This window comes from Microbacterium sp. NPDC090225, assembly GCF_044772365.1.
Taxonomy (GTDB): Bacteria; Actinomycetota; Actinomycetes; order Actinomycetales; family Microbacteriaceae; genus Microbacterium.
Genome location: NZ_JBIVYS010000001.1, coordinates 191,502 through 208,630, shown reverse-complemented (window position 1 = coordinate 208,630; position 17,129 = coordinate 191,502). Strand labels below are relative to the sequence as shown.

Below are 17,129 nucleotides of genomic sequence, written 5' to 3'. Positions count from 1 at the left end.
ACTACTCGGGGGCACCGACGTCGGACTCCGTCCAGACCGCGATCCTGCCGTCGTCGATCCCCAGCAGGATGCGCCCCTGACGGTCGGTGCGCAGGACGTGCGCCCCGACCGCCGTGAGCAGGTCGAGCGTCTCCTCCCTCGGGTGCCCGTAGTCGTTGTCGACGCCCGCGCTGAAGACCGCGATCGCCGGGCGGATCGTCTCGTAGATCGCGGGATCCTGATCGGCACTGCCGTGGTGGGCGACCTTGACCACGTCGTACGGTCCCGCCAGCGGGGTGTTGCGTGCGAGCATCCGCTGAGCCTCGGCCGACAGATCGCCGAGGTAGAGCGAGCGCGGCACGCCCCCGCCGGAGACCTCGATCACGACACTCGCGTCGTTGCCGGAGGGGAACACCACCGACTCGCGGAGCGGCCAGAGCACCCGCCACGTCGATGCGCCGAGCGTGCCGTGCAGCCCCGCCGTCGCCTCGGTGACGGTGGCGCCGCCCGCGCCCAGGCCGTCGAGGATCCGCTGCTCCTCCGCCTCGACGACCGGTCCGTGCAGCACCGCGCCCACCCGTCCGCGCACGGCATCCACTCCCCCGACATGATCGAGGTCGAAGTGCGTCAGCACGAGAAGATCGATGCGATCGATGCCGAGCGACCGCAGGCACTCGTCGAGCGGACCCGCCTCCGGACCGGTATCGATCAGCGCGACCTCACCCTCCGAGCGCACGAGCAGCGCGTCCCCCTGCCCCACGTCGCACGCCGCGATCGACCAGCCGGACGGTGCCGACATCGCGGCGAGTGGCCCCTGCAGAGCGAGATGCGCCCCGCCGAGCGAGAGTGCCACGATGAGTACCACCGCGGCGAGGCGATACGTCCGGGAGAACCACCGGCCTCGTCGGCTGCTGACGCCGCTCGTTCGTCGCCGCCCGCGCACGATGATCCCCAGGGCGGCGCTGAGCACCGCGACGAGCAGGGCGCTGCCGATGCCGGGAACCAGCGAGGCCTGCGCGAGCGGCAGTCGCGCGCTCACCGTCGCGGTCACGGAGATCCACGCGGCCGGCAGCCAGGCGGATGCCGCGAGAAGGTCGGCGAGCATCGGAACGGGTGCGGCGAGGCAGGCGAGAAGGCCGATCACGGTCGCGATCGGCGCCGCGGGAGCGGCGAGCAGGTTCGCGGCGATACCGACCAGGGACTGCTGCTCGGCGAACAGCGCGATGATCGGACCGCAGGCCAGTTGAGCTGCGAGGGGCACCGAGATCGCGAGAGCGAGCGGCTGCGGCATCCACCGGGCGAGCCCGCGCGCGAGCGGAGGTGCCAGCAGGATCAGCGCGCCCGACGCTGCGACCGACAGGGCGAACCCGGCCGTCGCGGCCAGCCACGGATCGGCGACCAGGATGCCGGTCGCGCACAGCGCGAGCATCCCCGCGCCCGCGCTCGGACGCCCGAGGAGCACCGTGAGCATCGCGACCCCGGCCATCACCGCCGCGCGGATCACACTGGGTTCAGGGGTCACCAGCACCACGAACCCCGCCAGTGCGAGGGCGGCGACGACGACCCGCAGACGGCGCCCGCCTCCGCACAGGGCGACGAACCAGAACGCCGCCGCGACCACGATCGCGCAGTTGGCGCCGCTCACGGCCGTGAGGTGGCTGAGGCCGCTCGTGCGCATGTCGTCATTCAGCGCGTCGGAGATTGCCCGGGTGTCACCGACGGCGAGACCGGGCAGCAACCCCGCCCCCGGCTCGGGCAGGCGCGTCGCCCGCTCGATGAAGGCGCTGCGCGCGCCAGCGGCCACGGCGAAGACCCCCGACGCCGGGCGCATGATCTCCGCCTCGCTCGCGAACACGACGACCGCGGCGCGCTCCCCCGCATCCGTCGCCTCCATCTGCCCCGTCACCCGGATCGTCGCGCCGAGATCGAAGCCCTCGGCCGGCTCGATGCCGATGCGCACCGGCGCCGAGACCGCGGCCTTCCCCTCCGACGACCCGACGGAGGTCGACTGCGCCTCGAACCAGAGTCGCCCGTCCTTCCCGACCGACGCCGACGACGACACGTCCGCCACTACGTCGACCGCATACGCCTCCCGCTCGCGGACCGCATCACGTGCCGGCATCGCGAGGCATGCGGTGGCCGCGACCGCAGCAGCCGCCGCGAGCACCACGATGATGAGACCCCCACGCTCCACGCCACGCGCACGGGAGCGCCCGACGAGCGCCCCGGCGACGACAGCGGACAGAACGCAGAAGGCAGCCACCGCGCCCGCCGTCTGCGGGAGGAACACGCACAGCAGCCCGGCGGCCCAGGCTCCTCCGGCGATCGGCAGCAGCCGGAGATCGCGTCGCCTCACACCCGCACGCCGTCGCGCAGTCCCTCGAGCAGCTTCTCGCCGATGCCCGGAACGGCGAGAAGGTCGTCGACGGTCTGGAAACGCCCGTTCTCGTCGCGCCACGAGATGATGCGCTCGGCCAGCGCAGGACCGATGCGCGGCAGGGTCTCGAGCGCCGCCTGATCCGCGGAGTTGAGATCGATCCGATCATCGCCGGGCGCCGTCGTCCTCGCGCCCGGAGTCGTCCCCGCGCCCGGTTCGGGAGCGGTCGCGCCGATGACGGGCACGACGACCTGCTCGCCGTCCGTCACGATGCGCGCGAGGTTGATCGAGGCGAGGTCGGCCTCCTCGGTCGTGCCGCCGGCCGCAGCGAGGGCATCGACGATCCGCGCATCGATCGCAAGCACGTACAGGCCCGGCTTCTCGACAGCGCCGAGGACGTGCACATAGAGCTCCCTGCCCGGCGTGGTGGCGCCCCCGGCATCCGTCGTCCCGGTCGGCGTGTCTCCGATCGACACCGTCTCGACGGGTGCGGCCTGTCCGCGGAGGATCCCGAGTCCGACCGCCGCGGAAAGTACGACGAGGGCGAGCACCGCCGCCGCTCCGATGCTCAGACGCACACGTCGGGGCGCGGGCGGAGCATCCACGGGCAGGGCGTCATCGGGAGGTGCTTCGGTCAGCGGCATCCGCCCACGCTAGGCCGCCCGATCTCGCTGCCCCGCACCGCTTGCCGCACACCGTGGACAACTCAGCACATCGGTCAGCCGTGCAGAACCACCCCCGCCGGAACGCCGAGACCGCCGCCCGGCGTCCGGACGGCGGTCTCGATCGAGAGAGCGGATCAGCCCTTGACGACGAAGCTCACGATCTTGGGCGCACGCACGATGACCTTGACGATCTCCTTGTCGCCGATCGCACGGATCACGCGCTCGTCGCCGCGGGCGAGAGCCTCGAGCTCCGCCTCGCCGATGCGTGCGGAGACCTCGAGCTGAGCACGCACCTTGCCGTTGACCTGCGCGACGGCGGTGATGGTGTCTTCGACCAGTAGCGCCGGGTTCGCCGAACGCCACGTCACGAGACCCACGGAGGGCTCGTGACCGAGGATCTCCCACATCTCCTCCGCGGTGTGCGGGGCGATGAGGTCGAGCATCACGGCGACGGTCTCGGTGGCTTCGCGCACCGCAGGGTCGGCAGCACCGTTCGCACCGTTGTCGATCGTCTTTCGGATGGTGTTCACCAGCTCCATCAGACGCGCGACGAGCACGTTGAACTTGGTCTGCTCGACGAGCGCCGGGGCCTCGGAGAGGAGCTTGTGCGTCGTGCGGCGCAGCGCCGCATCACCACCGTCGAAGACGACGTCGACCGGGCTCGAGACCTCGCGCGCGATGCGCATGGCCCGCGACAGGAACTTCTGGGCACCCGTCGTCGAGACGTCGGCCCAGTCCTTGTCGTCCTCCACGGGACCGGCGAACGCGAGACCCACGCGCAGTGCGTCGGCGCCGTGCGCGTCGAGTTCCTCCTGGAAGAGCACGAGGTTGCCCTTGCTCTTCGACATCTTCTGGCCGTCGAGGAGCACCATGCCCTGGTTGATCAGGTTCGAGAACGGCTCGGTGAAGTCGATCAGCCCCATGTCGAACAGCACCTTCGTGATGAAGCGGGCGTACAGCAGGTGCAGGATCGCGTGCTCGACACCGCCGATGTAGGAGTCCACCGGAGCCCATCGCGCGGCCTGGGCCGGGTCGAAGGCGACCTGATCGCTGTTCGGCGACAGGAATCGCAGGAAGTACCACGAGCTGTCGACGAAGGTGTCCATCGTGTCGGGGTCGCGCAGCACCGGCTCACCGGTGGCCGGGTCGACCGTGCGCACCCAGCCCTCGGCACCGCCCAGGGGCGACGTGCCCTTCGGCTTGAGATCGAGACCCTCGATGCTCGGCAGACGAACGGGCAGCTTGTCCTCGGCGACCGGGACGATGCTGCCGTCCTCGGCGTGCAGCATCGGGATCGGCGTTCCCCAGAACCGCTGACGGGAGATCAGCCAGTCGCGCAGACGGTAGTTCTTCGCGGCGCGACCGGTGCCGGATGCCTCGAGCTGCTCGATCGCGCGGGCGATCGCGTTGCGCTTCGACAGGCCGTTGAGCTCGCCCGAGTTGATCAGACGCCCCTCACCCGTGAGCGCGACGCCCGTGGACGCGGGGTTCTGGTCGTCGAGTGCGCCGGTGTCGATCGGCACGCCCTCGTCGTCGACCTCGATGACCGGCATCGCTCCCGTGATGGGCGCGGTCGTGTCGACGACCACCTTGACCGGCAGGTCGAATGCGCGGGCGAAGTCGAGGTCGCGCTGGTCGTGCGCGGGAACCGCCATGACGGCACCATGACCGTAGTCGGCCAGTACGTAGTCGGCAGCCCAGATCGGCAGCTTCTCGCCGTTGACCGGATTGATCGCGTAGCGCTCGAGGAAGACACCCGTCTTGGGGCGATCCGTCGCCTGGCGGGCGATGTCGGTCTCCTTCTGCACCCCTTCGAGGTACGTCTGGAAGCGCTCGCGCACCTCGGCCGGAGCATCCGCAGCCAGCTCGGTCGCCAGGTCGGAATCGGGTGCGACGACGAAGAAGGTGGCGCCGTGCAGCGTGTCGGGGCGCGTCGAGAACACGGTGACCGGCTCGTCACGGCCCTCGATGCGGAAGTCGACGTCGGCGCCGACCGAACGGCCGATCCAGTTGCGCTGCATCTGCAGCACCTTGTGCGGCCAGAAGCCCTCGAGCTGGTTGAGGTCGTCGAGCAGACGGTCGGCGTAGTCGGTGATGCGGAAGTACCACTGGGTCAGCTTCTTCTTGACGACCTCGTAGCCGCAGCGATCGCAACGACCGTCGACGACCTGCTCGTTCGCCAGCACCGTCTGGTCGTTGGGGCACCAGTTGACGGCGCTCTTCTTGCGATAGGCGAGACCGCGCTCGTGCATCTTCAGGAACAGCCACTGGTTCCAGCGGTAGTACTCGGGGTCGGACGTGTGCAGCACGCGCGACCAGTCGAACGAGACGCCGTACGCCTGGAACCCGACCTTCTGCTGCGCGATGTTCTGATAGGTCCACTCGCGCGGGTCGGCGCCCTGACGGATCGCCGCGTTCTCGGCGGGCAGCCCGAAGGAGTCCCACCCGATGGGGTTCAGGACGTTGTGCCCGCGGTGACGCCAGAAACGCGCCACGATGTCGGAGTACAGGTAGTTCTCGGCGTGCCCCATGTGCAGGTCACCGGACGGGTACGGGAACATCGCGAGCACGTAGCGCCGGGGGCGCGTGTCGTCATCGCCGCCGGTGAGGAACGTCTCGTTCTCCGCCCAGTACTTCTGCCACTTGGCCTGGATGGCATGAGCCGACGACGTCTCGTCCTCGGCGGGAGCGGTGGACAGGTTCTCAGACAACGAACGCACGACCAATCTGAAAGGAAAATCGGGATCAGTTCAGGATATCGGAACCCCAGGCCCCGGGCAGGACAGCCCCCAGCGCCGCGAGCGGCGCACGCGCCTTGGTCGCGACCTCGGCGACCTCGGCTGCGGCATCCGATCCCCAGGTGATCCCGCCACCGGCGCCCACGGTCGCCTTCTCGCCGTCGATCACGATGCTGCGGATGACCATCGCGAGGTCGACGGCGCCGTCGACGCCGATGTAGCCGAAGCATCCGGCGTAGATCCCGCGCGGTCCGCCCTCGAGCGAATGCAGACGCGTCATCGCCGACAGCTTCGGGGCGCCGGTCATGCTGCCGGCCGGGAACGCGGCGTCGAACAGTGCACCGACGGTCGCGCCGGGTGCCGCCGTGCCGCTGACCGTGCTCACGAGCTGGTGCACCGCGGGATAGCTCTCCACGACCCAGAGTCCCTCCACGCGGATGGACCCGGCGACGCAGACGCGGGAGAGATCGTTGCGCATGAGATCGACGATCATCACGTTCTCGGCGCGTTCCTTCGGGTCGACCGCGAGTTCGGCGGCGAGAGCGGCATCCTCGATCGGATCCGCGGATCGTGGCCGCGTGCCCTTGATGGGTCGGGTGCGGATGACGCCGTCCGAGGCGAGGAGGAACTGCTCGGGGCTCGCGCTCAGCAGCGCCCGACCCTGGATGCGCACGAACCCGCCGTGGTGCGCGGGAGTCGCGGCGCGCAGTCGCGCGTAGACGGCGACCGGATCGCCGACACCGGATGCCGAGAAGTGCGTCGTGAGGCAGAGCTGATACGCGATCCCCTGCCGGATCAGGTCGCGGCAGCGCTCGATCAGGGACGCGTACTCGTCGGGTTCGTGTCGGGCCTCGGCCACGACACCGGCGACCGGCGCGTCCGGCAGGTCGGGAAGAGCGGATGCCGCGCTCGCCGCCTGCTCGACGACGGACTGCCACTCCGCGAGGTCTTCCTCGGCTTGCACCCACACCCGCCGACGCGCATGGTCGAACGCGGCGAAACGCTGCACGCGCATCCACGATGCCCGGTTATCCGCATCGCCGGCGTGGATCGGAGCGCCGGCCGCCGCAGCCCCGCCCTCGTAGTCGTGCCACCCGACCCATCCGCCTCGGAACGGCGGTCGTTCGTCCTCGCCCGCGCCGTCGGCGGGTACGCCGGGGACCGAACCGAGCGCCACGTCAGCGGGCAGCGCCGACGGCTCGCCGACCCCGACGAAGCTCCACCCGTTCGCCGTGTCGGGACCCGCGTCGAGCCAGAACACCTCCGGCGAGGAGGCCTCGAGAACACGGAAGACGTCGACGGGCTCGACCCAGATGGGAAGGGGGCGAGCGGTCGGACGATCGGGCACCTTGTCAGCCTAGAACCTGGCCGCTCCCGTATTCTCGTGCTGTGGATGACCTCTTGACCTGGATGTTCGAATTCATCCGTTCGATCGACCCCGTCACCCGCACTCTCATCGCCGGCGTGGCCGTCATGCTCGAGACCAGCGTTCTCATCGGACTGATCGTGCCCGGCGACACCGTCGTGATCATGGCCTCCATCGGCGTCCGCGGTCCCGTCGAGGCGACCGCGATGGTGATCGCCGTCGTCATCGGAGCGCTGATCGGCGAGAGCATCGGCTTCGCCCTCGGTCGCTGGCTCGGCCCGCGCATCCGTACGTCGTGGCTCGGGCGCCGTATCGGCGAGAAGAACTGGGTGCGAGCCGAGCGCTATCTGCAACGACGCGGCGGCATCGCGATCTTCCTCTCGCGCTTCCTGCCCGTGCTGCACTCCCTCGTTCCGCTCACGGTCGGGATGAGCCATTACTCGTACCGGCGCTTCCTCGCCTGGACGGCACCTGCCTGCGTGATCTGGGCGGTCGCGTACGTGAGCGTCACCTCTCTCGCCGCGCTGACCTTCGACGAGATGGTCGATCGCGTGCACTACGCCGGGTACATCTTCGTCGGGATCATCGTGGTCTTCCTCGTCGTGGTCTACCTCGGCAAGAAGCTCCTGGAGCGCTCGGAGGCCCGTCACCTCGACGCCCACGACGCGGAACCCGAGGCGGACGTGAAAGACTGAGCCAATGGCTTCCGCACCCCCGGCGCCCCGGATCCACTGGTTCGCCCGACTCGAACACCGCTTCCACGTGTGGCGTGAAGTTCGTGCGCGCAAGCGGGGTCGCACCGCGACGGTCGTGCCGTTCCCCGGCTACGGCGGGCCCGGCTGGGTGCGCGTCGTCGGGCGTGTGCTGATCGTGCCGCCGCAGCGACGGGGCAAGGACGGCGAGCTCGCGAGCATTCGCGGCTGGCGCAGCTTCGTCGGGATCCCGGTGAGCTTCGCGAAGGTCACGGTGCACGTCGGCGATACGGTGCACCAGGTCGTCGCCGACCGCGGCGGGGTCGTGGATGCCGTGATCCACGCGGATCTCGATGCCGGATGGCAGACGTTCCGCGTGTCGACGGAAGAGCAGGAGCCGGTCGAGGCGACCGCCTTCGTCGTCGCCGAATCCACGAATTTCGGTGTCGTCTCCGACGTCGACGACACCGTGATGGTCACCGCTCTGCCGCGTCCGTTCATCGCGTTCTGGAACTCTTTCGTGCTCGACGAGCACGCCCGCATCCCCGTGCCAGGTATGGGCGTGCTCCTCGACCAGTTGCTGCGTCAGCACCCCGGCGCCCCGATGGTGTACCTGTCGACCGGCGCGTGGAACATCGCGCCGACGCTCCGTCGCTTCCTGGGCCGCCACCTCTTCCCCGCCGGCTCCATGCTCCTCACCGATTGGGGCCCCACACACGACCGCTGGTTCCGCAGCGGTCGTGAGCACAAACTCACCAACCTGCGTCGGCTCGCCGCCGAGTTCCCGCACGTGCGCTGGCTGCTCATCGGCGACGACGGGCAGCACGACGAGGCCATCTACTCGACCTTCCTCGAGGAGCACCCCGAGTCCGTCGCCGGTGTCGCGATCCGTCGTCTGCTCCCTGCCGAGGCCGTTCTCGCCGGTGGGCGCACGGATGCCGAGCCGCACGGCGACGAGGACGTGCCGTGGGTCAGCGCCGAGGACGGCGCCGGGCTCCGCGACCGCCTCGGCGACGCCGGCATCCTGGACTGACATGCCGCTCGCCCTGGACGAGGTCGACTGGCGCGCACGGGAACGCGCCCATCAGGAGCGCGCCGAGGCCCTGACCGCCGAGCACCGCTCGCGCGCCGCGGCCGGGGAGAAGCACCCCGTGTGGGACTTCCTCTTCACGTACTACTCGTACAAACCCGCGCAGTTGCGCCGTTGGCATCCGGGCGCGGCCGTCGAACTCGCCGATGCTCCGGAGCGCGCGGACTGGCGCTGGTACGCCGCCGGCTCTGCTCCCGGCAACGTCGTGCCCGATGCTCCCGCGTTCGCGCGCGAGAAGCCGGAGCTCGCGGGACTCGTCGAACGGATGCTGCGCCGCACCGCCTCACGACCCGGTCAGTTCGGATGCTTCGGTCTGCACGAGTGGGCCATGGTCTACCAGGCGGACGAGCACCGTCACCCCGTTCCCCTCCGGCTGGGGCGAAAGGGCACGGACGCCGTGGTCGATGCGCACGATCTGCGCTGCACGCACTTCGACGCTTTCCGTTTCTTCACCCCGGAGGCCGTGCCGCGCAATCGCTCCCCACTCACCCGCGAGGAGCAGCCGCTGTTCGAGCAGCCGGGCTGCCTGCACGCGGGGATGGATCTCTACAAATGGGCGACGAAGCTCGGACCCCTTGTTCCGGGTGAGCTGCTGCTCGATACGTTCGAGCTCGCTCGCGACATCCGTCTGCTCGACATGCAGGCGGCCCCGTACGACCTCTCGGCGTGGAACGTCGAGCCCGTGCCGATCGAGACGAGTGAGGGCAAGGCGGAGTACGTGCGCCGCCAGCGTGTCTTCGCCGACCGCGGTACCGCGTTGCGCGCCGCGCTGCTCGACGCCTGGCTCGGAGACGCGGAGACCGCGGCCGCGTAAGGCGCGCTCAGCCGGCGGGCGTGCAGTTCTCGCACACCGACCAGTCGGCCGTGTCAGCGGCCAGCTCGAGGCGCAGTTCCCTGACGCGGGTCGCCGCGTCCGCCAGTCGCTCGGCCGGGAGGTCGCCGGATTCCACCGCGGCGACCAGCCCCGCGACCATCTGACCGGCGGTCTCGGGAGTGGACCCGGCGATCATGAGCACGAGGTCGTTGCCCGCAGCGATCGCGGCGACGCCGTTCGCCACCGGATCCGCGTAGGCGGGGTCGCCCGACGAGAGCAGCATGCCCAGATCGTCGGTCACCATGACCCCCGCGAAACCGAGCTCCTCGCGGGCGATCCGATGCCATTCCTCCGACATCGACGCCGGGGCGGGATCGACCGCGGTGTACGCGAGGTGTCCGAACATCAGCAGCGAGGCACCAGCATCGATGCCGGCGGTGAACGGTGGCGCGTCGGCCGTGCGCCACTGCTCCTTCGACATCGGCGTCGTCGGGATCGCGTGATGCGAATCTCCCTCCGCCGCTCCGTGCCCCGGGAAGTGCTTGAGCGTCGACGCGAGGAACTCCTCCTGTGCCGTCGTCGCCGCCGCGACGCGCTCCGAGGCCGATGACGGGTCGTCGCCGAGAGCTCTGCCGTAGATGAACGATGCGGGATCGGAGGTGACATCGGCGACCGTGCCGAAGTTGATGTTGACCCCAGAGCGGGCGACCACTGACGCCCGCGCCGCGAAGGCATCCGTCGTCTCGGCCACCGGCGCCGACTTCAGCGTCGTCGATGCCGCGAACGTGTCGGACGGCAGACGCGAGACGATTCCACCCTCTTGATCGATCGCGATCAGCGGAGGGAGCGACGCGTCGACCGTCAACGCGGAGGTGAGCGCCTGCAGCTCCGGCTCGGTGGCGGGGATGTTCGACCCCATCAGGATGAAGCCGCCGAGTCCCTGCTGCATATAGGCGCGGAGAGCCGCGGCATCCGTCACCGGGATATGCCCCATCACGACGCTGGCCGCCTGCTCGGTGACGCTCATGTCGTGCACGTCGGCCACCGCGCGAGCAGCGGGGCCGACGATGCCCGGCGTCGCAGCATCCGCCTGCGGCCTCTGGGCGGCCGGCCGCGGGGTCTCCGACGGCGTCTGCGCCGCCGCAGGTGCCGCGACCGCCGCCACCGCGAGAGCGGCGACGGTCGCGAGCATCCAGCGACGCAGCGTCCTCATCCGATCAGCTCAACACCTCGGCGATGGGCAGGGCGGCGTCCGCCGGACCGTTGCCGAAGCGGATCGTCCGCCCGAACGTCGACGGCTCGACGAGGGCGGCCGCGATGACCGCGGCGACATCCGCACGCGACACCTCGCCCCTGCCCTCGGGGTCGAGCACGATGCGACCGGTCGGGTCGTCGAATGTGAGGGTGCCAGGGCCGAGGATCGTGCCGTCGAGGTCGGTGGAGCGCAGGTGCTCGTCGGCCGCCCACTTCGCATCGGCGTAGGCGAAGAAGCCGTCGCTCTCGGGCACGCCGTGGTCGGCGGTCGAACCGATCCACGACACCATGACGTAGCGGCGGACTCCCGCGGCCTCGGCCGCGTCCATCGAGCGGATCGCGGCATCGCGGTCGACCGCGTACGTGCGCTGCGCGTCTCCTCCGCCGGCACCGGCCGACCAGACGACCGCGTCGTGATCGCGGATCAGATCGACGATCCCCGCGACGTCGAGCGATTCGATGTCGGCGACGAGCGGGCGCGCGCCCGCGGCTTCGACGTCGGCGATGTGCTGAGGGTTGCGGATGACGGCGGTCACCTCGTCGCCGCGGGCGACCAGAAGCGGGGCGAGCAGAAGGGCGATACGACCGTGCCCTCCGAAGACGATGATGCGGGACACACGATTCTCCTTACTCCGGCAGCTGAGAGCTGTCGATCACGAAGGCTTGCGGATGGCTCGGAAGGTAGCGTACGACCACACCCTGACCGCCCGGTATGTACGCGTCGCGGTCGGGGAAGACGGCCGGGCTGAAGAAGTTGCTCTCGAGGGTGTACTCCACCCCGTCGGCCGTGGTGAAGGTGACCCAATCGCCGTCGAGCGTTGCCACGGTCGGGCGGCCGTTGTCGTAGATGTACGCGCGGGTGACGGGCACGCCGGTCAGGCTCAGGATGCCGATGACGAGGCTCGCGAGCATCACGAAGGCGAGGATGCGGAACAGTACGCGAAGCGTCGTTCCGCCGATGTCGCGCCGTGCCACGCTGCCCGCTGTCAGCAGACCCTCGCGCTCGCGCATACGGCGCAGCGCCGCGCCCGGACTCGTGCGCTTCGCCGATACCGCGAACAGTCCCAGGATCGAGAACCCGGCGATGAAGACGATCGCGTAGGCGTGGGAGGCGGGGAAGTTCATCAACCAGAACAGGGTGTCGAGGGGGTTCATCGGCCGGCCTCCTTTTCGATCGTCACGGCCACGGTCTGCGGATCCTCCCGGCGGTAGAACGCCCAGATCGGGGCGCCGACCTGCAGATGCGGGATCGCCTGCGGGTAGACGAAAACCGTGGTGTCGGCCTCCCAGGTCTCCCCTCCCTCGGGCGCGAGCAGCACCCGCAGCGCGAGTTCGGACTGGCCTTCACGACGGCGCCCGGTGGGCCGGATCTCGAGAACGGATGCCGGGACCTGCGTACCGGTCGTGCGCGCCCGGACCTGGCTCGGGTCGATCAGTCCGCGGTCGATGCGCCACTGCAGCAACGCCTCGCTCACCGCCGGATCGGACGGATCCACGAGTTCGAGGGCGTCGTGGTCGCCCGGCCGGTACCGCACCGCGAGCGGTTGGCCGACCTGCAGCGCCCCCACGTCGGCGAGCGGCACGAGGGTGCGCAGCTGCGCCACGAAGTCGTCGCCATCGGTCGGGGTCACGCGGAGGAAGATGTCGTACTGAGGCACGTCGTTGATGGTCGTTCCCGTTGTCTCGACCTCGACGATGCGTCCGATACCGATCCGTGCGTCACCCGCGCGTGCGAGTCGTCGGCGGGTCGGGCCGAGCATCACGCCCCCGAAGGTGAGGAGAAGCCCCCAGGCCACGCCGATCATGATCGGGGCACCGAGGCTGTCGCTCCCGAAAGGGAGTATCGACTGCCGCTGGTCGATTCCGAAGAGCCCCTCGCCCGTCCAGATCACCAGCCAGGCGGTGAGCAGCAACCAAACGATCAGCAGTGCGAGGCGAAGCATGCCTTCAGCGTATCGAGGGAACGTTCGCCAGCGCTCGCCGCGCTCCGGTTGCGGCAGAGCGCCCTGCACGGTTCGCCCCGATCGTGCTCGCCGAGGGGCCGTAACCCACGAGCTGGATCCGGGGATCGGCGACGGCCGTCGTTCCCCGTCCGCCACGATCGAGCTGGATGCCTCCCGCGCCGCTGCGCAGGTGCAGTGGAGCGAGGTGGCCGATCGCGGGCCGGAAGCCCGTCGCCCAGAGGATCACGTCGACGCGCTCGAACGATCCGTCGGCCCAGCGCACGCCGTCGGGTTCGATCCACGTGAACATGGGCCGCCGCGCGGCGTAGGCCCCGAGACGCTCGGCTTCTCGCTCCTGTTCGCGGAGCATGAGCCCGGTGACGCTCACGACGCTCTGCGGCGGCAGCCCCTGCGCGACGCGCTGCTCGACGAGCGCGACCGCTGCCGCGCCCGCCTCGGGCGTGAAGTCGTCGGTGCGCCAGACCGGTTCGCGCCGCGTCACCCAGAGGGTGTCGGTGATCGGGGCGAGCGCGCCGAGGAACTGGACGGCGGACGCCCCGCCCCCGACCACGAGAACGCGCTTCCCTCGGAAGTGCTCGGGACCGGGGTAATCGATCGTGTGCATCTGCTCGCCGAGGAACGTCTCCATGCCCGGGTAGTGCGGCAGGAACGGATGCGTCCAGGTGCCGGTCGCGTTCACCAGGGTGCGCGAGCGCCACTCCCGCTCCCCCGCCCGCGTCACGAGCACCCCGTCCTCGTCGTCCACGAGATCGACCGTGACGGGGCGGATGATCGGAAGGACATGCGTGCGCTCGTAGGCGGCGAAGTAGGCGGGCACGACGACGTTGGCGCGCTGGCCGTCACGCGGGGGCGGAGTATCGCCCGGAAGCTCTGCGACCCCGTGCACGTCGCGCATCGTCAAGGCATCCCATCGGTGCTGCCAGGCTCCGCCCGGCTCGGCGTCGGAATCGAGCACCACGTGCGAGATGCCGAGCCGCGTCAGGTGATACGACGCCGAGAGTCCGGCCTGACCCGCGCCGATCACGATGCTGTCGAGGATGCTCACGCTGACGTGAACGTGCGGGAGCCCGTCGTTGTTCCCCGTCGCCCTCCCCGGCTCCGGATCACGACGCGCCCGGGCGGCTCGCGCCGATTGGTGTTGACCTCGCGACCTGTAGTACGCTTTTCGAGTTGCCCCGGTTGATCCGGAGCGATTCTGGGCCTGTGGCGCAGCTGGTAGCGCACCTGCATGGCATGCAGGGGGTCAGGGGTTCGAGTCCCCTCAGGTCCACCGAGAAAAAGCCCCGCGAGACATCGCGGGGCTTTTTGCTTCTCGTGGGCAGGTTCCCCTCCGTCTCGGACGACGGACTCTCCCCTCCGTCACACGTGCGACAGCGCGCGCGCTTTGATCCGCTCGTACTCCTCGGCCGTGATGGTGCCGTCATCGAGCAGACCCTTCGCCTTGGCGATCTCATCACTCGGACTCGCGCCGGCGACCGAGCGGATGTAGTGATCGGTCGCATCGGCCGTCGTCTGCGCCTGTGCGGCGCTCCGCTCGGCCATACCCTGCCCGCGAGCGATGAGATAGACGAGCGAGGTGAGGAACGGCACGAAGATCAGGAAGACGACCCACACGGCCTTCCACCAGCCATTGAGCTTCCGATCCCGGAACAGATCGCCGATGATCGCGAACAGTGCGAACAGATACGAGATGAAGACGAACGCCCAGAAGAACCACCAGATGATGTCCCAGAACCCCTGCCAGAAACTCATGATCGACCTTTCGTTGATTGCCGTGGATGGTGCGGGCTACTGCTTGAGCATGGCGACGGCGAGCCGGTGCTCGTCGTCGATGAGGTGCGAGTGGTCGTCGTCGCCCAGATCGATCCGCACCCACTGGAGCGTGCCGCTGAACCCGTTGTCGGTCGCCCCGTAGTCGGGCGACACCGGCGAGGCGAGGTCCGCTCCGACATCCACCGTCTCGTCGAAGCTGAACTGGAACGGGATGGTCTTCTCGACGCGTCCCTCACCGAGCAGCTCGTCGTCGGAGTAGAGCGTGACCGTGCCGCCTTTTCCCAGCCCTCCGCCGTCGTAGGCGAAGTGCGCACGCACCTCCTGCTCTCCCGGGGGGACATCGCGGTCCGAGTGGATCACCGCCACCTCGATCCCCAGCAGGTTGTACGCGAAGGCGAGCTTGCCGCCGTGCGCGTAGAACGACCAGCCGCCGTAGGCACCGCCCTGGGCGATGATCACGCCGTCGGCCCCCGCAATCGACGGCGAGACACTGGCCGTGACCGTCCACGACTTGTTCTTGATGTTGATCGTGGTGTTCTCGCTGAGGCGTTTCATGCCCGGATAGAACTTCTGGGTGTCGGCCACCACGAGCTGCGGCCGACCGGCGAGATCGGGATTGAACCGTTCGGCGGTGCGGATGTCGAGCGGCAAGACGTTGAATCTCGCCGCCTGGATGAGGAAGAGCTCTTTCAGATGTGCGAGACGCTCGGGTTCCCGAGCCGCGAGATCGTTCGACTGCGTCCAGTCCTCGTCGACGTTGTAGAGCTCCCACACGTCGTCGTCGAGACCGTGCGACGACGCCAGCCACGGATCCTTGTGCTTCGCCACCGCGGTCCAGCCCTTGTGGTAGATCGCACGGTTGCCGACCATCTCGAAGTACTGCGTCGTGTGCCGCTCCTCGGCCTCCGCACCGTCGGCGCCGAACGTGTAGTTCATGGGGGTGCCCTCGTAGGGCCGTTGCGTCACTCCGTTCACGGTCGACGGCTCCGGGATGCCGGCCGCTTCGAGAACCGTCGGTGCGACGTCGATGACATGGCTGAACTGGTGGCGGATCGCGCCCTTCGCGACGCCGCCGTTCGGCCAGCTGACGATCGTGCCGTTGCGGGTGCCTCCCCAGTGGCTCGCCACCTGCTTGGTCCACTGATAGGGGGTGTCCATCGCATGCGCCCAGCCCACCGCGTAGTGGTTGTACGACCGGGGCGTGCCGATGTCGTCGATGTGGTCGGCGACGTACTGCTCGGTCTCCAGGTCGTTCATGTGGTTGATCGTGAAGCCCTCGTTGGTGGTGCCGTGCATCGACCCCTCGGCACTGGCCCCGTTGTCGCCGATGATGACGTACACGAGCGTGTCATCGAGAATTCCGAGTTCCTCGTAGGCATCCAGGAGCAGGCCGACGTGGTGATCGGCGTAGGCGAGGAAGCCGGCGTAGACCTCCATCTGTCGGGCCAGCGCGGGCTTGATGACGTCGCTCATGTCGTCCCATGCGGGGATGCCGGGGCTGCGCTCCGTCAGCACCGAATCGGGTGCGATGACCCCCATCTCGAGCTGGCGCGCGAACGTCTCGCGCCGCACTTCGTCCCACCCCTGATCGAACTCGCCCTTGTAGGCGTCGGCCCACTCGGCCGGGACGTGATGAGGGGCATGCGTCGCGCCGGGGGCGAAGTAGGTGAAGAACGGCACGTCGGGTGCCAGCGACTTCTGAGCGCGTGTCCAGGCGATGGCCTTGTCGGTCATGTCTCCCATGAAGTGGTAACCGTCCTCGGGCGTCCCCCAGGGTTCGACCGGCACCGTGTTCTCGTAGAGCGCCGGATACCACTGGTTGGTCTCGCCGCCGATGAAGCCGTAGAAGTACTCGAAGCCGTTGCCCGGGCTCGGCCAACCGTCGAAGGGTCCGATCTCGCTCGCCTGCCAGACCGGCACCTCATGGCACTTCCCGAACTGTGAGGTGTTGTAGCCGTTCAGCTTCAGGGTCTCGGCCAGCGGCGCGCAGCTGTTGGGGCGGAGCGAGCTGTACCCGGGGGCGGAGGTGGCGATCTCGGTGATGCCGCCCATCCCGACGGTGTGGTGATTGCGACCGCTGAGGAGGGCGGCGCGGGTCGGCGAGCACAGCGCCGTGGTGTGGAAGCGCGTGTATTTGAGTCCGGCAGCCGCCACCCGTTCGAAGTTCGGGGTCCGCACCGGGCCCCCGAAGGCGCTCGACGCGCCGAAACCCGTGTCGTCGATCAGCACGACGAGGACGTTCGGTGCACCCGTCGGCGGGCGCACCGGAGTGATCGCGGGGAAGTGCGTGTCGGGATCGGTCGCGTCGTAGGTCACCATCCCGGTGTGCACCAGGTCGGGGATCGGAAGGATCGAACGTTGACGGTCGGACATGGTCGCTCCTCTGCATCCGGCGAGTGGGGTCTCGCTCCGAGACA

At 69.3% G+C, this 17,129-nt stretch carries 14 protein-coding genes and 1 tRNA gene; 4 read left to right on the top strand and 11 right to left on the bottom strand.

Going from position 1 to position 17,129, the window contains the following annotated elements:
* Position 1: 1 nt before the first annotated feature.
* The 4 genes from ACIQTT_RS00985 to ACIQTT_RS00970 form a co-directional block, all read right to left on the bottom strand.
* Complete coding sequence (locus ACIQTT_RS00985; protein WP_402784833.1) at positions 2 to 2,335, bottom strand: ComEC/Rec2 family competence protein; 2,334 nt, start codon at positions 2,333 to 2,335, stop codon at positions 2 to 4.
* Positions 2,332 to 3,000: a helix-hairpin-helix domain-containing protein gene (locus ACIQTT_RS00980; protein ID WP_402784830.1), complete on the bottom strand. Its 669-nt coding sequence runs from the start codon at positions 2,998 to 3,000 to the stop codon at positions 2,332 to 2,334. The genes ACIQTT_RS00985 and ACIQTT_RS00980 overlap by 4 nt, the downstream gene beginning before the upstream one ends.
* 155 nt (positions 3,001 to 3,155) lie before the next feature.
* The gene (leuS, locus tag ACIQTT_RS00975; RefSeq protein ID WP_402784827.1) at positions 3,156 to 5,732 is read right to left on the bottom strand and encodes a leucine--tRNA ligase; all 2,577 of its coding nucleotides are present in this window, start codon (positions 5,730 to 5,732) and stop codon (positions 3,156 to 3,158) included.
* Between the two features lie 34 nt (positions 5,733 to 5,766).
* Positions 5,767 to 7,107 (bottom strand): anthranilate synthase component I family protein, encoded by a 1,341-nt coding sequence (locus ACIQTT_RS00970; protein WP_402784824.1) that lies wholly within the window; start codon positions 7,105 to 7,107, stop codon positions 5,767 to 5,769.
* Positions 7,108 to 7,148: 41 nt separating this feature from the next.
* Between ACIQTT_RS00970 and ACIQTT_RS00965 the strand changes: the two genes are divergently transcribed.
* The 3 genes from ACIQTT_RS00965 to ACIQTT_RS00955 are packed head-to-tail and all read left to right on the top strand — an operon-like array spanning position 7,149 to position 9,721.
* A complete protein-coding gene (locus ACIQTT_RS00965; RefSeq protein WP_402784821.1) occupies positions 7,149 to 7,820 on the top strand; it encodes a DedA family protein in 672 nt (223 codons plus the stop codon).
* Positions 7,821 to 7,824: 4 nt separating this feature from the next.
* Positions 7,825 to 8,850 carry an App1 family protein gene (locus tag ACIQTT_RS00960; protein WP_402784818.1) on the top strand — a complete coding sequence of 342 codons (1,026 nt, stop codon included), beginning with the start codon at positions 7,825 to 7,827 and terminating at the stop codon, positions 8,848 to 8,850.
* Position 8,851: 1 nt separating this feature from the next.
* Complete coding sequence (locus ACIQTT_RS00955; RefSeq protein ID WP_402784815.1) at positions 8,852 to 9,721, top strand: 3-methyladenine DNA glycosylase; 870 nt, start codon at positions 8,852 to 8,854, stop codon at positions 9,719 to 9,721.
* A gap of 7 nt (positions 9,722 to 9,728) precedes the next feature.
* Here ACIQTT_RS00955 and ACIQTT_RS00950 read toward each other — a convergent pair whose 3' ends face one another.
* The 5 genes from ACIQTT_RS00950 to ACIQTT_RS00930 are packed head-to-tail and all read right to left on the bottom strand — an operon-like array spanning position 9,729 to position 13,984.
* Entirely contained in the window at positions 9,729 to 10,934 is a 1,206-nt protein-coding gene (locus tag ACIQTT_RS00950) for a glycoside hydrolase family 3 N-terminal domain-containing protein (RefSeq protein WP_402784812.1), read from the bottom strand.
* A 4-nt stretch (positions 10,935 to 10,938) separates the two neighbouring features.
* Positions 10,939 to 11,592: an SDR family oxidoreductase gene (locus tag ACIQTT_RS00945; protein ID WP_402784809.1), complete on the bottom strand. Its 654-nt coding sequence runs from the start codon at positions 11,590 to 11,592 to the stop codon at positions 10,939 to 10,941.
* Positions 11,593 to 11,602: 10 nt separating this feature from the next.
* A complete protein-coding gene (locus ACIQTT_RS00940) occupies positions 11,603 to 12,130 on the bottom strand; it encodes a hypothetical protein (RefSeq protein ID WP_402784806.1) in 528 nt (175 codons plus the stop codon).
* Positions 12,127 to 12,918, bottom strand: a complete 792-nt coding sequence (locus tag ACIQTT_RS00935) for a hypothetical protein (protein WP_402784803.1) — start codon at positions 12,916 to 12,918, stop codon at positions 12,127 to 12,129. The genes ACIQTT_RS00940 and ACIQTT_RS00935 overlap by 4 nt, the downstream gene beginning before the upstream one ends.
* Before the next feature lie 4 nt (positions 12,919 to 12,922).
* Positions 12,923 to 13,984: a flavin-containing monooxygenase gene (locus ACIQTT_RS00930; RefSeq protein WP_402784800.1), complete on the bottom strand. Its 1,062-nt coding sequence runs from the start codon at positions 13,982 to 13,984 to the stop codon at positions 12,923 to 12,925.
* Between the two features lie 152 nt (positions 13,985 to 14,136).
* On the opposite strand from ACIQTT_RS00930, the gene ACIQTT_RS00925 reads away from it, so the two are divergent.
* Positions 14,137 to 14,209, top strand: a tRNA-Ala gene (locus ACIQTT_RS00925).
* Positions 14,210 to 14,298: 89 nt separating this feature from the next.
* Here ACIQTT_RS00925 and ACIQTT_RS00920 read toward each other — a convergent pair.
* Both ACIQTT_RS00920 and ACIQTT_RS00915 read right to left on the bottom strand, forming a co-directional pair.
* Complete coding sequence (locus ACIQTT_RS00920; protein ID WP_402784797.1) at positions 14,299 to 14,691, bottom strand: SHOCT domain-containing protein; 393 nt, start codon at positions 14,689 to 14,691, stop codon at positions 14,299 to 14,301.
* 36 nt (positions 14,692 to 14,727) lie between these two features.
* Entirely contained in the window at positions 14,728 to 17,085 is a 2,358-nt protein-coding gene (locus tag ACIQTT_RS00915; protein WP_402784794.1) for a sulfatase-like hydrolase/transferase, read from the bottom strand.
* Positions 17,086 to 17,129 lie beyond the last annotated feature (44 nt).

Bases quoted from the DNA above. Each gene is read 5' to 3' on its own strand.
- ACIQTT_RS00980 (WP_402784830.1), bottom strand. From the start codon at position 3,000: ATGCCGCTGACCGAAGCACCTCCCGATGACGCCCTGCCCGTGGATGCT.
- ACIQTT_RS00950 (WP_402784812.1), bottom strand. From the start codon at position 10,934: ATGAGGACGCTGCGTCGCTGGATGCTCGCGACCGTCGCCGCTCTCGCG.
- ACIQTT_RS00955 (WP_402784815.1), top strand. From the start codon at position 8,852: ATGCCGCTCGCCCTGGACGAGGTCGACTGGCGCGCACGGGAACGCGCC.
- ACIQTT_RS00940 (WP_402784806.1), bottom strand. From the start codon at position 12,130: ATGAACCCCCTCGACACCCTGTTCTGGTTGATGAACTTCCCCGCCTCC.
- ACIQTT_RS00920 (WP_402784797.1), bottom strand. From the start codon at position 14,691: ATGAGTTTCTGGCAGGGGTTCTGGGACATCATCTGGTGGTTCTTCTGG.
- ACIQTT_RS00960 (WP_402784818.1), top strand. From the start codon at position 7,825: ATGGCTTCCGCACCCCCGGCGCCCCGGATCCACTGGTTCGCCCGACTC.
- ACIQTT_RS00915 (WP_402784794.1), bottom strand. From the start codon at position 17,085: ATGTCCGACCGTCAACGTTCGATCCTTCCGATCCCCGACCTGGTGCAC.
- ACIQTT_RS00935 (WP_402784803.1), bottom strand. From the start codon at position 12,918: ATGCTTCGCCTCGCACTGCTGATCGTTTGGTTGCTGCTCACCGCCTGG.